The sequence below is a fragment of the Jiulongibacter sp. NS-SX5 genome, from assembly GCF_052828545.1.
Genome location: NZ_CM128248.1, coordinates 2,508,242 through 2,522,904, shown reverse-complemented (window position 1 = coordinate 2,522,904; position 14,663 = coordinate 2,508,242). Strand labels below are relative to the sequence as shown.

Sequence of the window (14,663 nt, the reverse complement as noted above, 5' to 3'; positions counted from 1 at the left end):
AACATATATTTTGAGTAGTTCACTCTGCTTTGGTATCTATCAAAAGCTCTCTTAATTTTACGGCCTAATTGACAAGAGCAATGAAAAAAGACATTGAAATTCCAGAGGTAAAGGACGTGCATTTGGCCGTGGTAAAAGAGTACAATGAAGTCTTTCAAAGTGACGATTGGAATGTTTACCTCATCAATGATAAAAATGACCCTCTGGAAATGGTCATCATTGTTTCACATGGGTATGATAATAAAGATCAGACTTCTTTGATGCGAAAGAAAATTGACCTTCTACCCGCTAAATCGTATGCTAAAATTGAGTTGATACAACCCGAGCTTTTCAAGCTTAATAATGAGTTTAAAGTCACCTTTTTTGAAGACAATAAACTCATGGAACAGACTTTCCTTCTTTCTGCTAATACGATAAGTGAAGAAGCTCTGTGTGAGGTGCCACTGATGCAAAAAAGAGGTATTATGGCCAAATAGTTTAAGACTCGATCGCCGCATTAATTACCTCGTGAACTCTTCTTCTTACTTCTAGCTGCATTAGTTTTCGGTTATTATCTCTTGGGTAAACACGGTTAGCCAGCATAATAAAAATCAATTGACGATCGGGGTCTACCCATACCACAGTTCCCGTAAAACCTGTGTGTCCGTAAGTATTCGGTGAGGCATTGCTTGCAATACTCGATAGGTCGGCATCAGGGTGTGGCTTATTCCAGCCTATGCCACGATGGCTCTTTGCCGTATAATTGGTGGAGAAATGTTTGACTGTTTCAGGATATAAATATCTACGGCCACCATAGGCTCCTTTCTGAAGATTCATCTGATAAAGCTTTGCCAGATCCCAGGCCGTACTGAATAATCCTGCATGCCCGGCTACTCCTCCCAGTAAGGCAGCGTTAGGATCATGAACCGTTCCCCAAATCTGACGACCACGGAAAATCTGATCATTTTCAGTGGGTGCAATTTCACTTTTATCAAACTTATCAAGGGGATTGAACAAAGTTCTGGTCATTCCCAAAGGCTCATATAAGTTCTGCTCCAGAAATTCATTCAATGGCTGGCCAGATACTTTCTCGATGATTCGCTGAATCATGATCAAGCCCAGGTCACTATACAGGTACCTGAAAGAGCCATCTCGGTTTCTTCTGGTAGTATAATCTGTGTCTATGAGCCATTGCCAAACAGAATCTCTGATAGCCGGTTTGATGTATAAATTATCAGCAACCTGAAGATTATCCTCTGTTGGCTGAAACTCGTAATAGTGTCCGCTAAAAGCCTTACTTGGAGTTTTAGTATGTGTCCAGAATGCCTGAAAAGATTTTAATCCAGCTTGATGAAAAAGGATGTCACCCACTCTCATATTGGCCTTATTGGTACCTTTCAGCTCAGGTAAATAGTCGGCAGCTCTAAGATTTAAATCCAGCAAACCACGCTCATTCAACATCATAGCCGCTTGGAGTGTAGCACTGACTTTGGTAAGCGAGGCCAGATCGTATATGGTTTCCGTGGTTACAGGTTCATCCTGGTCATATCTGAATGTTCCATAGGCTTTGTGATAAACCACTTTTCCTCTTCTAGCCACTAAGACCTGTCCACCTGGAAAAGCTTTCTCCTGAATCGCATCATTAATGATTCCATCTATTTCTCTAAGCTTACGGCTGCTCATACCCACGTTTTCCGGGAAGTCTTCTGTTAGCCTCCCGAGATTAGCGGAAGTGCTTCCTATATTAACTTTTGCTACAGATGAGGCTGTCACAGGTAATTTCCCATTGGCAGATAAAGCACCAAAAAGCGTCTCAGCCACAGCTTTATAGGCCTCTGGCTCTTCTTCATATCCACAGATAACATTCGGAAATTCATCGAATAGCTGCAGACCATAAGGATTACCAAATGTGCAAATGATAACTTTAGTTTTGGCCGATAAGGCTCTGATCATCTGAATGGTAGAGGGAGATACACCAAAGTTTCTAGATTTCCGGCTGTTCATGTCATGAACACTTACAATCATATAGTCTAGTACATCGGCCTGGTCTACGATGTACTGCCAGTCTTTGGAAGAGCCGGGCTTTACATCCATCTTATAGTTTATGACTTTGGCAAAAGTGCCGAGTTGATTCTGGAAAGTGGCCTTGCTACCACTTACAGCCACAGAACCTATAGATAGGGTATCTAGCTGAATAAAAGGAATAATACCGGGCTGAACTCTGGCAATGGTCACGGCTTTTTTGAACAACTGATCTTTGACGGATAAACTATTATCGTTATTCAGGTCAAATACCAAGTTGGTCAACTGCACAGGTTTTACTTCGCTTAAACCTACACGATATTTGGCACGAAGTATTTTATGAACTCGCTTATTGAGATCAGACTCATCTAATTCTCCTTTTGTAAAAGCCGAGTGAATTTTTGAAAAGGCTGCGGGTAAATTGGCTGTTTGTAGCAGCACATCATTTCCAGCTTTATACGCCGCAAGATCTGCACCTCCGGCATCGTAGCCCTTGGTAATACCTCGCATATTCAAGGCATCGGTAAAGGTAAGGCCGTCATAACCCAGATCATTTTTCAGGAATTCGGTCACGATATTCTCAGATACAGTGGCAGGTGTATTACTCGCCGGCTCCAGAGCAGGTACGAATAAATGACCAGTCATTACACCATCAATACCATCATCTATTAGTCTTTTGAATGGTATGAGTTCTATTTCGTTAAGTCTGTTTTTACCATGTGCCACTACTGGTAGTGAGACATGGGAATCAACATCTGTATCTCCATGACCAGGGAAATGTTTTGCCACCGCTATAACGCCAGCTCTTTTGAGACCGCGAGCGTAAGCACTGGCTTTTTGAGCTACTTTTTCCTGCGATTCGCCAAATGATCTGTAATTGATCACAGGATTCTCAGGATTGGTATTTACATCAGCTACAGGGGCAAAATTGATATGAATTCCCAATCTTTTGCACTGCAAACCTATCTCATAACCCATTTTTTCAATGAGCTGATCGTCTGAAATGGCTCCCAGGGTTATTTGCTTGGGAAAAGACATGGTATTTTTTAATCGCATACCTAAGCCCCATTCAGCATCAATGCCCACCCAAAGTGGCACATCACGTCCGGTCTGATATCTGTTGGTTAGCCTTGCCTGTGTGTCAGGGTCCCCCTGGAAGAAAATGACACCTCCTACATGATAGTCTTCAATGAGGTTTTCTACAGAGTTATAATAGGCTTCATTTTTATTAGAGTAGGCCGGAATCATGAAAAGCTGACCTATCTTTTCTTTAAGCGTAAGTGTCTGTAAAACACTATCTGCCCAAGCCCACTCTTTCTGTACTTTCTCGTCTTCAGGATCGGTAGAAAAGGCACGCTCAAAGCTTCCGGAATCTGACATCCCAAGAGCAATAAACCCTAATGAAAATAATCCGGTGATCAGTAAAGGAAAGTACGTGTTTGACCTAAGTCTTTTTTGCATGATTCAGAAGTGTACTGTGCAGTAATCGTGCAAAAGTAGGGTATTGTCAGGTCAAATCCGAACTTAAGCGAGCTCCAAAGTGTCTTTTGTCTTCCTTCTTAAGGGGTTCTTTTTGGCTGCTTTGCCAGCAAATTTAGCTCTGTATTTTTTGATAGTTACTGCCGATACAATTCCGAATATTACACCTGGCAATACCCAGGTCATAATGTACGCTATCATAGGCGTGTTTTCAGGGAAATATCTAGGTACTACGTTTACACAAAAAGCGGTGACTGCAGCTGAGTATGCTCCTATCATTTTACCGGCATGTCCCAGAAACCAGTGCATCTTTTCTGCTTTTTTCTTACCTAAAAGAATGCGTAAATCTGACCAGGACTGCACAAGGCTAAATGGCCCGAAAACCAAAAATAGAATGGCGAGTTCATTCGGGTTGAAGAATTGAAGATAAATGCCATAGGCTATCATAACCAAAGAAGAGACAAACATTAGATATGAAGCGAAGTAGTCGTACCATTTCCCTTCTATTTTCTTCTTCATTTTTAACAATCGCTTTCCTGTAAAAGTGGGATAAAAACTAACAATCCCAATAGTGAGAAAGAAGTGATATTTCAGTTCAAAAGGGTATAGAATGGTGAATAAAATGGTGGTGACAAAAATGATGGCCATGTTCCAGTAAAATATCTGCCCCGATACATTGTGGACTTTCCCTCCCTTCTTTCTGCTTGTCATAGCCACAAGGCCGAAAATCAAGGAGAGTATGCCGGCAATTACATGAATTATTAAGGCGTTTGTGAAAATTTGAGTCTTCATAATCTTATTGCTTTTCTGATTGATGACTCAAATGTATTTTGGTCTTAGCTACTCCAAAAATCAAAGGGATGTTGGGCAAAGAGTTGTGCTAAACAGCAAGGTTTTGGGTTGTTTGGGGGCCTTTTGGGATGTTTGACAAAGGGTATTTAGGCCTTTGCCGCCTTTAACTCATTCACCAAGTCGCTGTATTTTCTGGCCACAGGTATGACCTCCAGACTGTCTTTTAGCTCAAGTTTATAACCCTGTGCATTTCCAGTGACTTTCTTGACTTTGTCAAAATTGACAACAAAAGAACGATGACATCTTTTGATGTGATCCTGCAAAATCTGGCTCGTCATTCTGGAAAGGCTTCCTCTGAGTAAAACCGGGTCTTTTGTGGTCAATACAATTTTGGAATAATTATCTGCTGACTCAATGTAAAGAAGCTCGTCAGAATTGAATTTCAATTGATCAGTACCATTTTCTGCAGTGAGTATAATCTCCGTTGTTTGGGGAGCTACCTCACTTTCAAAGAGTTCTAAAGGTCTATATTTTTTAAGGGCACGGTAGTAAGTAGACAAGACATCAAAGACAATTGGGAATATCCCAATGGCTATCACGGTAAGAAGGTTCCAGAGAAATTGATGGTTTTTCCAATCTTTAGTAATGCAGGCGACTTCATATAAGAAATTGCCAAAAGCAATAAAAATCAGGAAACCGATATTGAGAAAAATCTCACGCCCTATAGTCCAGTCTTTTTCATTAAAGAACTTTGGAAAGAGCTTTATGACACCGAAGCGAACAATCAATAAGCACACGAAAGTTACCACACCAAATCCCATTGTGTAGAGGTACCAATCCGGAGCTACAGTCTTCCACTTGGAGATGCCAAAAGGTTGAAAAATGAGAAGAAAAGCTGCAATAAACATCCCAACCAAAAATGAGCGTAGCAATATCTCAGGAGCTGAGCGATCATTATCTACAAAAGGGTAGGGCTGCTGTATGAGCTTTTTTAGTTTCAAAATGGCAGTCTGATTTGTTCAATAAAGCGGCTTAAGGAGCTAGGTTCCAGTAGCAGAATAAAGACCACACCCCATAGCCCTCCCCAGAGGTGAGCCATATGATTGACATTATTCATTTGTTTTTTCTCCATGAAAATTGAATAAGCCACATAGATCACCGCAAAAATATACCCAGGCATGGCAATAGGAATCGGGAAGATCATAAGCTCCATCATCGGGTTTAAAATGACCGAACAAAAAACGACAGCAGATACTCCTCCTGATGCTCCCAGAGAATTAAAACCTATACTGTCTTTGTATTTCACAAAGTCAGGGAGGTTAGCCACAATAATTCCCAATACATATAAACCAAGAAAAGCCAGAATGGCTTTTGAACCAAAGAAGACAGCAAAGTACTGCTCTACTACACCACCAAAAAGGTATAGGGCATACATATTGAAAAACAGGTGAAGGTAGTCGGCATGGATAAAACCTGATGTCAATAGACGGTGGTATTCCTTATTTCTATTGGCATAGTAAGGGTTATGAATCCACTTATTTCTTAAGGTTTGGTCTCTCCAGGCATAAATACTGGCAATGACCGTAGCGATGACCAAAAGAATAGTTACTGACATAAATTATGGTTTATATTGCGTCTATGATATCGCCGAAAATTACGAAAAGCTACTTGCTGTTACCATTTATTTCCCTTCTTTTCATGCAGTGCAATGTCCTTGCCCAAGGTTTTGTGAAAGAAATAGAAGAGCATCGAGAACATTATAAAGCTGATTTTTTAGCCTCTGAAAACTCTCCTCTTCAAGAAGGTGATATTGATAATATACGATTTTATGAGCCAAATGAGGCTTTTAAAGTGAAATGTAAATTTAAAGCGGTAAAGAAAAGTGAGCCATTTGAAATTCCTACTTCTTCGGGAAAAACGAAGGTTTATTCAGTTTTTGGTCAATTGACCTTCAAAGTCAACGGGAAAAAGGCAAAGCTAAATGTCTACAGAAGTATGGCATTGATGCGTAATCCTCTGTATAAAGATTACCTATTCATTCCTTTTAAAGATCTTACCAGTGGCCCCGAGACCTACGGTGGAGGACGATACTTGGATCTAAGGATGAAGGAGCTGGAAGGAGGTGAAATATGGCTTGATTTTAATAAGGCCTATAATCCTTATTGTGCTTATTCTGCCGGTTATAATTGCCCAATTCCACCAGAGGAAAACCACTTAAAGGTTAGAATTGAAGCCGGAGAGAAAAATTACGCCGGAGAGATAAAGTATGACTAAGTCTCTTTTAAAAAGAGGAATCATAATTCATAAAACCATTCATATCTATCATTCGTTAGATAAGTCTACAGCAAAAAAGTATGCAGGAGAAACTAGACCGAATCGTAGAGGCGAGAATGAAGTTGAAGGCTCGTTTTGAAAAACAAATGAGTGAAACACCTTCTCTGGCCGATGATAGACCTTTGGGTACAGGGCCCACCAACAGACATGGAATGCCTCAGCTGCCTCCTGGCCAGACAGAGACCCAGAAATGGCCGGTGCTGGATTTAGGTTATCATCCTGATGTATCTAAAGATCGATGGAGACTAACCATTGACGGCGAAGTGGAGAATCCGGTGGTGCTGAAATGGGATGATTTCTTAGCATTGCCACAAACAGAGGACACTTCTGATTTTCATTGTGTAACCACCTGGAGTAAGATGGATATGCCTTGGAAAGGGGTTAGCCTTATTGATTTGGCAGCCTTGGTGATGCCTCAAGAAAGTGCTACTCATATTATGTGTTATGGATATGATACATATACCACCAACGTCTCGATAGAAGAAGCCTTAAAACCTGACGTACTGCTGGCTCATACTGTATACGGGGAACCTCTGGAGCTGGAGCACGGCGGCCCATGCCGCATGATAACCCCGCAGCTTTACGCCTGGAAAGGTTCTAAATGGATTAAAAGGATCGAATTCCTGAATGCCAATAAACGTGGTTTCTGGGAAGAACGCGGTTATTCTGATACGGCCTATCCATGGAGAAATGATAGGTATTCTTGATTTTTGACACTTTAGATGTAAGACTTTATTGCTTTCAGCTCATGTATATGATAGGAGCATGAAGTAGTTTAATCTTACAGAAAAGGCAAACAACTTTGAGCACTTTCGCCTGTAATCGAATATAAATAAAAAGACCTCCCAAACTAAGTTTAAGAGGTCTTTTCCATAATAGTCTTTTGTCTTGTCTTCTTAAAAAGACTTCGCAATATCCGTAAATCCTCTGGAGTCTAGAGAGGCACCTCCTACTAAACCACCGTCAATATCAGGTTGAGAGAAAAGCTCAGGAGCATTGCCCGGCTTTACACTACCACCGTAAAGAATAGAAATATTTTCTGCTACCTCTGCTCCGTATTTTGAAGCCAGATGAGCTCTTAATTCTTTATGCATTTCTTGTGCTTGGTCGCTGCTAGCCGTTACCCCTGTACCGATAGCCCAGATTGGCTCATAAGCGATCACTACTTTTTGAAGAGCATCTGCATCCAGATGAAAAAGGCTATTGGTTAATTGACCTTTCACAAAGTCGAAATGTACACCTTCTTCACGTTGCCCCAGAGTTTCGCCACAGCAGAAAATTGGAGTTAAGCCTTCGGCTAAAATTGCATCAACTTTTTCTGCAATAAACGCATCTGTTTCATTGAAATATTCTCTTCTTTCAGAGTGACCAATAATCACATACTCTACCCCGGCAGACTTAAGCATTGGTACAGAAACTTCACCAGTGTAAGCTCCTGAAGCTTTTGGGTAACAGTTTTGAGCAGCTATGCTCACTTTCTCTGTATTGATCAGCTTGCTGAATGAACTCAAATATGGAGCAGGTACACCCATCACAACTTTCACATTCGGGTTTACCACTTCATCCTTAACCATATTGGTGACTTCTGAAAATAGGATCTGACCATCCTCAAAACTCATGTTCATTTTCCAGTTACCGGCAGCGTATTTTGTTCTCATCGTTTATTTAAATTCCTTAAAGTATATAATTGAGCCTCAAAGATAGTAGGTTAATACAGAGGCAGAAAGAAAAGGCGTTTTTTGTAAGGTTAAGAAATGCTTTGCTTTATGAGCAATAGAACCAAAAGATTATAAACTGAGCCAATAATTCCATTTAAAAATCAGAGCTCTGTTTTTATTTGAAAAAGTGTCGGTGAAATAATTATCAGAGTACACCAGGAAGAAATCTGACATTGGGCCATATCGGTATTGAATACGGCTATTGATATTGAAATTATTCACCTGTGTATTGAACTGTAAGAAGGTAGTCCAAAATAGCTTATTTGAGAATGTGGCTTCCACTCGTGGGCCTACCAGCCAAAGCTTAGTTCTCCCGAATTCCTCCGGGAAAATAAGGTCGTTAAACTGTGCACTTAAAGTCATGTTTACATACGGCTGCTTTCTCATCAATAAACTTAAGTTATATTGACGTAGCTGGGCATTATAGTAGGTGCCAAGTACCACACCGCCATTTAAAATAAAGTTTTTTCGAGTATCGCCGGTGTAATTTATGGTCAGATTTCCGTAGTCATAAGTCCCAGGCTTTAAAGGTTTATTTTGAGGCAAAGGGAAGTAGTATCGGAGATTATCATGGTTTACCAGGTATTCCATATAGAGGCCGGAAGTATTTCTAAATCTTAGATTTGCCAGTACTGAATGTGCTCTATCGCTCAGGCTTCCATCAGCAAACCATACCACATAGTTACTCTGACCCAGCTGAATCAAAACTAGTTTTTTGTCTTTAGGTCTAAATGACAAATTGTTTTCATTATACATTTGGGTGAATCCCGCCCTGATAGTGGTGTCAGGCAAATTATAACTAAAGCCTGTTTGGGCGTAGGTTTCTATTCTGTTAATGAAACCTTGGTCTGCGTAATAGTTTTTACCGAATTTGGCAACATCAATAAAGCCTTCGAAAATCTTACCGAAGTGACCTGCACCAAACTGATAAAAGTTATTTTCAGTATTCAGGCCTTCTTTAAACGAATGATGATAACCCGCCCAAAATTGATTCACACCAGCTTTATCAATCAGGTTCAATTCACCACCAAGGTTTCTTCCGTACTTATCCAGTGAACTTAAGCCAGCTTCTGCCACTTCTCCGGTGGCATCTCTGTTAAGAAAATAACCTTTAATGACAGATCTACTACCAAATCTTTGATGAACTGAGGCGGCAGTATAGTTTTGAGCAGCAAAATCGTCTTTTGCGGCTGTCTGCATATTCATGACCCCTATTCTTGTTTTCTCAGTTAGGTTGCCACTCAGTCTGGCTCCAAATAAAATTGGGATAGGCTGAGCGTTTTCATCTAAACCGATTCTTCTTGAAAAGAATGGTCGAAAAGGAGGAGCTGCAAATTCTGAAAATATATCACTGTTTTCCAGGAAGAAAGTTCTCCTTTCAGGAAAGAAAATAGAGAACCTGGTTAGGTTAGTGACCTGCTGGTCTACCTCTACCTGAGAGAAGTCAGGATTAACCGTAAGGTCTAGATTTAATGAAGGACTCACGGCTATCTTAGCATCTAGGCCAGCGTTTACTTTGGTGGTGCTTTGTAAATCATTCTGTTTGTCAGAGCTTACGTTGGCTGCTACATAAGGGATTATGGATACATTTCCTTTTTGTTGGGTTAGCTTACCTTCAAAATGCAGCTCGCCCATATACCCAAGGTCAATACCGGTAAACTGTACGGGGATATTTGTCCAGGTAGAAAACTCATTATTTTTCCTATCACTTCTAATGATATTGACTCCCCAAATGGTGTTAGACGCATTATAGCGTAGAGTTTTGAAAGGGATAGCCATTTCTATGACATAACGATCTTTTAATCTCTTGGCTTCAGAAAACCACTTATTATCCCAGGCGAAGGAAAGCTCATTGAAGCCATTGGCATATTGATACTCACTCTGAACATTATTAGGCGTACAGCCAAATCCGAAACCATTGGCTTGTTTATTAACAGGGTCTAGCACCACAGTTATACCGTCTTGCTCCCTAAGACTCTGATCTCTCTTTAATGAAGGAGCTATGTAGTTATTAGTACTGTCATAAGCCTCAATGAAAAAGTAAAGAAACTTATCATCGTAGGCCACTCTTACCTCCGTTTTAGCGTCTGATTTCCTATCAGAAGTTGGGAATTTTTGCCAAAAGTCACCTACTTTTTGTGCTCTTTGCCAAACCATTTCATTAGCCTCGGCATCTAAATTAATTTCCTCATTTGCAAGATAGGCCTGTAGTGTGTAGTTGGCGGGGTCGTGTTTTATCTGTTGAGCATTTAATGCAAAGCAAAAAAACAGAAGGGGTATTAGTTTGTTCAAATTGAGGAAGTTAAGAGTCAGATTGTGATTGCAAAGTTAGGCAATTGAGAGGCTCAGGAAATAGTCATAATTAACTATAGAGTCTACGGAATATGGACTTTTGTCAACCCAGCAACTAATTGAGTAGAGGAAAGTGGCAAATGAGACAATAAAAAAGCCGACGTGTAGGGTCGGCCTTTGAATTTTTTGAAGTGCAATGGTTAATCTGCCAAAACCATATTATGGTAGACATTCTGTACATCATCATCTTCTTCCAGTTTTTCCAGAAGTTTGTCTACTTCAGCAGAATCTTCTTCGCTTAATGTTTTGGTATCTAAAGGGATACGCTCAAAGCCGGAACTGTCAATTTCAAAATCATTTTCTTCCAAATATTTCTGAATATCACCGTAACTTTTGAATTCGCCATAGATATTAATAAGGCCTGTTTCTTCATCTACAAAGATGTCGTCTACACCAAAGTCGATAAGCTCAAGCTCAAGCTCCTCCATGTCAAGCCCCTCCTTATTACCAACTTTGAAAATACACTTTCTTTCAAAGATAAAATCAAGCATTCCATTGGTACCTAAACTGCCACCAGTTTTAGAAAAATAACTTCTCACGTTTGCTACGGTACGGTTATTATTGTCTGTGGTACATTCTACCAAAACAGCCACACCGTGCAGACCATACCCTTCCAGAACGATCTCTTTATAATCTTCCTGATCTTTAGATGAGGCTCTTTTGATGGCACTCTCTACATTGGCCTTTGGCATATTGGCCGCCTTGGCATTCTGAATAATAGCACGAAGTCTGGAGTTAGAGGCCGGGTCTGGACCGCCTTCTTTTACAGCTATTACGATGTCTTTACCTATTCTGGTAAAGGTTTTGGCCATCGTACTCCAACGTTTCATTTTTCGTGCCTTTCTGAATTCAAATGCTCTTCCCATTGATATGTTTTTAGAATTGTGACGGTAAAATTAAGTCTTTGTAAAAAAGGAATCAATTGATTCATCAAAAGCTTTAATTTATGGTCAAAATTAAGTACGATTACCAGTTCAAACGGCCCTTTTTGAAATGAAATCTGAGAATCGTAATAATTATACGTTCTATTCATCCCTTGTGTTACGTACACCTTCCTGGCCTGTATTGGATAAAGTCTCAGAGAAGGAAATTCAAGAATTTATAGCGAATCCCCACTTTTTGGAGGCCTTATTAATTGCTAGTCCGGTTTTACATGATGCGGTCATGAAATCTTTAGCCGAGGAAGCCGATCTATCCCAAGATGTCACGCTTTCTTTAGCAAAGTACATTTTAAGAGCAAGTAATCGATGTACACCTTTTGGCCTTTTCTCGGGAATTAGTCTTGTGAAGTGGACTGAGGATGATGGCCTAAAAGTAAAAACCAAGGCAAGGCGGAAGACTAAGTTTGATATGAACTTTCTTTCTGCTTTAAAGAGGCAGATTGAACATACTCTAGAGATAAGAGAAAAATTAATCTTCTATCCCAATACTAGTCTGTATGAGGCGAATGGCCAATTCAGGTTTGTTGAGTATCAAATGGAAGGGGGGAAAAGGACTTACCAACTCACCGCGATCCTTCAAAATGCGGTTTTAGAGAAATTATTAGGAATTAAGAACGAAGGCCTGACGATAAATGAATACGTAAGCCTTGTGGTAGAGGAAGGTTTTACGGAAGAAGAGTCTCGAGGTTTTATTGAGTCCTTGATTGAGAATCAAATTCTTGTCAATGAGTTGGAGCCTACCATAACTGGCGAAGGCTATTTTCAACATATTTTGGAGGTGACTAAAGGAGAAAGGCCTGAGCAATTTTTTCAACTCCTTAACGGGTTTTTGGATGGCCTTGATCAGGAAGGATCAAATTACCGTGAGGATATAGACCGTATACATGAGCATCTGGAGCCATTAAAACTGGAGTACAATAAGGGGGCCTTGCTTCAGGTAACTTCCTTAAATAAAGTAGTGGCTGGAGGCATTTCTAAAGAAAGTCGTCAAAACCTGATTGAAACTGTAGAGCTATTGCGAAAGTGCAAACTTGCTTGCGTAGGAAATCATAAGATTGAACAGTTTAAAGACAAATTTTATCAGCGTTATGAGGAGGCCAAAGTGCCTTTGCTTGAAGTATTGGATGATGAGGTTGGGATAGGTTATGGAGGCGGTTCATCCTTAATAATTCCTCTACTGGAAGGTGTTCAAATTCCTTATCATCATTTGAGCCAAAATATATCAGTGGATCGCCAACTTTTTCAGCGATTACTCAATCATAGGAGTTATTCATTGGAATTGAATAGTCTAATAGATCAGGATTTAAAGGGCCCTCCTTTGGCAGATAGCTTTTCTTTGGTTTTTAGGCATTTGGTAGATAATCAATTGTTGTTTGATTATGCTGGTGGCACGAGTGCTTTGGCCTTGTCTGCACGGTTTGCAGATGCTGACCCAGAGTTATTTGATACCTTAAGGCTGTTGGCCGAAGATGAACAAAGCAAGAGGCCCCAACAGTTGGTAGAGGTAGTTCACTTTCCTCAGGAAAAAACGGGAAATATAGTAGCCAGGCCAGGTTTGAGGTCCTATGAAATCCCTTATCTGGCTCATTCAGGTGTGTCATCTAAACAGCAGATTTTAGCCAGAAATCTTATAATTCAGCTCGTTAAAGGTCAATTTGTATTGACAGACTCCGCTTCAGGTAAAGAGCTTTTGCCTAGAATGGCAAATGCCCATAATTATGCCATGGATGCTCTTCCGTTATATGAATTTCTCGGTGATCTTCAATCTCAGAATCAATTAAAAGGAGTTCAATTTGAATGGCCTTCTTGGACCAATGAGTTGGAATTTCTTCCACGAATTCAGCATAAGAATGTGATTGTTCAAAGAGCCAGATGGAATCTTAAGAAGTCGAAGTTAAAAGAGTTATTGGCTTGTAAAACTGAGGAGTCTTTAGTGCAATGGAGAATAAATACTAACCTTCCCGAGTCGGTTGTACTTAAAAGCGGTGATAATGAATTGAGGATTTCGTTTGACTCCTATCTGTCATTGAATTTGTTAAAAAAGGAAGCTAAAGGAAAAGAAAGTTTAACAGTTCTTGAGGATATAAAGACATCTGATAAAATACGAGATCATGAAGGTAAAATTCTGGCCAATCAGCTTGTAGCTTTAGTTAAGAATGATGTGCCTGTTCGGAATTTAAGTTTTGAGGGCATGGATGATTCTGATAAGGTTGAACGTATCTTCTACCCGGGGTCGGAGTGGTTATATTTGAAAATTTATGCTTCAGAGAAAGCATTGGACAAGCTTTTGTTTCAAACGATTTACCCTTATTTACAGTCTCTTGCTGAGCAGCAGCAAATTCGCATGTGGTTTTTCGTAAGATTTGCAGATCCTGAACCACATTTGAGGATAAGACTTCATCTGGGTTCTAAAGATGACTTTATCCTTGTTTTGCAAGGGCTACAGTATCTTTTACAACCATTTCTGACGAACAGGTTGATTTTCAAAACCCAATTGGAGACTTATCACAGAGAAATGGAAAGATATGGCCCTCAAAATATTCATCTTGCAGAGGCAATACATTCACTCGATGCATATTTTATTTCATATGTGTTAAGTCAATATGAGGAAGGAATTCAGGAGGATATAAGGTGGAAGCTGGGCCTCAAACTTATAGACGTATATATGAATGCGATAGGTTTAGATCTAGAAGAAAAGTACAATTTGGCCGAACAAAAAAGGTCTGACTTTTACACTGAATTTGAAATCACTCAAATCGAGAAAAAGAGTTTTGATCACAAGTTTAGAGAACATAGATCAGAGTTAGAGGAGGTAATGTCCTCAGGATTCATCGAAGAGTTTTCTGATTTTGAGCCGATGCTCCAAAACTTAACGCGTAATCTCCAGTTTACATCTAAAAACAGCCGATCACAACTTGCTGATACCTTTATTCATATGAGTATAAATCGGGTATCCTTAACAAAGCCAAGGGAGCACGAGCTCACACTTTATGATTTTTTGAGTAGAGTATATAAATCTCAAATAGCCAGGAGGAGGAAAAAATAA

General features: G+C 40.0%; 11 protein-coding genes. 4 read left to right on the top strand and 7 right to left on the bottom strand.

Features of this window, described 5'->3' with window-relative positions:
* Window positions 1-80 precede the first annotated feature (80 nt).
* Entirely contained in the window at window positions 81-476 is a 396-nt protein-coding gene (locus ACUXV0_RS11185) for a hypothetical protein (RefSeq protein ID WP_446189635.1), read from the top strand.
* A 1-nt stretch (window position 477) separates the two neighbouring features.
* On the opposite strand, the gene ACUXV0_RS11180 is transcribed toward ACUXV0_RS11185, so the two are convergent.
* From ACUXV0_RS11180 to ACUXV0_RS11165, 4 genes are all read right to left on the bottom strand, one after another.
* Window positions 478-3,462: a glycoside hydrolase family 3 N-terminal domain-containing protein gene (locus ACUXV0_RS11180; protein ID WP_446189634.1), complete on the bottom strand. Its 2,985-nt coding sequence runs from the start codon at window positions 3,460-3,462 to the stop codon at window positions 478-480.
* 63 nt (window positions 3,463-3,525) lie between these two features.
* Window positions 3,526-4,272, bottom strand: coding sequence for a hypothetical protein (locus ACUXV0_RS11175; RefSeq protein ID WP_446189633.1), 747 nt, complete (start codon window positions 4,270-4,272; stop codon window positions 3,526-3,528).
* A gap of 146 nt (window positions 4,273-4,418) precedes the next feature.
* Entirely contained in the window at window positions 4,419-5,273 is an 855-nt protein-coding gene (locus ACUXV0_RS11170; RefSeq protein ID WP_446189632.1) for a LytR/AlgR family response regulator transcription factor, read from the bottom strand.
* Complete coding sequence (locus tag ACUXV0_RS11165) at window positions 5,270-5,887, bottom strand: rhomboid family intramembrane serine protease (protein ID WP_446189631.1); 618 nt, start codon at window positions 5,885-5,887, stop codon at window positions 5,270-5,272. The genes ACUXV0_RS11170 and ACUXV0_RS11165 overlap by 4 nt, the downstream gene beginning before the upstream one ends.
* 83 nt (window positions 5,888-5,970) lie before the next feature.
* Between ACUXV0_RS11165 and ACUXV0_RS11160 the strand changes: the two genes are divergently transcribed.
* Together ACUXV0_RS11160 and ACUXV0_RS11155 are read left to right on the top strand one after the other, a co-directional pair.
* The gene (locus ACUXV0_RS11160; RefSeq protein ID WP_446189630.1) at window positions 5,971-6,546 is read left to right on the top strand and encodes a DUF1684 domain-containing protein; all 576 of its coding nucleotides are present in this window, start codon (window positions 5,971-5,973) and stop codon (window positions 6,544-6,546) included.
* An 80-nt stretch (window positions 6,547-6,626) separates the two neighbouring features.
* Entirely contained in the window at window positions 6,627-7,313 is a 687-nt protein-coding gene (locus tag ACUXV0_RS11155; RefSeq protein ID WP_446189629.1) for a molybdopterin-dependent oxidoreductase, read from the top strand.
* A gap of 189 nt (window positions 7,314-7,502) precedes the next feature.
* Here the strand turns inward: ACUXV0_RS11155 and tpiA are convergent, their stop codons facing one another.
* The 3 genes from tpiA to ACUXV0_RS11140 all read right to left on the bottom strand — a co-directional run bounded on the left by tpiA (window position 7,503) and on the right by ACUXV0_RS11140 (window position 11,542).
* Window positions 7,503-8,264: a triose-phosphate isomerase gene (gene tpiA / locus ACUXV0_RS11150; protein WP_446189628.1), complete on the bottom strand. Its 762-nt coding sequence runs from the start codon at window positions 8,262-8,264 to the stop codon at window positions 7,503-7,505.
* 129 nt (window positions 8,265-8,393) lie between these two features.
* On the bottom strand, window positions 8,394-10,616 hold the full coding sequence (locus tag ACUXV0_RS11145) for a DUF5916 domain-containing protein (protein ID WP_446189627.1): 2,223 nt from the start codon (window positions 10,614-10,616) through the stop codon (window positions 8,394-8,396).
* 200 nt (window positions 10,617-10,816) lie between these two features.
* Window positions 10,817-11,542: a YebC/PmpR family DNA-binding transcriptional regulator gene (locus tag ACUXV0_RS11140; protein ID WP_446189626.1), complete on the bottom strand. Its 726-nt coding sequence runs from the start codon at window positions 11,540-11,542 to the stop codon at window positions 10,817-10,819.
* Window positions 11,543-11,669: 127 nt separating this feature from the next.
* Here ACUXV0_RS11140 and ACUXV0_RS11135 point away from each other — a divergent pair, with 127 nt between their 5' ends.
* A complete protein-coding gene (locus ACUXV0_RS11135; protein ID WP_446189625.1) occupies window positions 11,670-14,663 on the top strand; it encodes a lantibiotic dehydratase in 2,994 nt (997 codons plus the stop codon).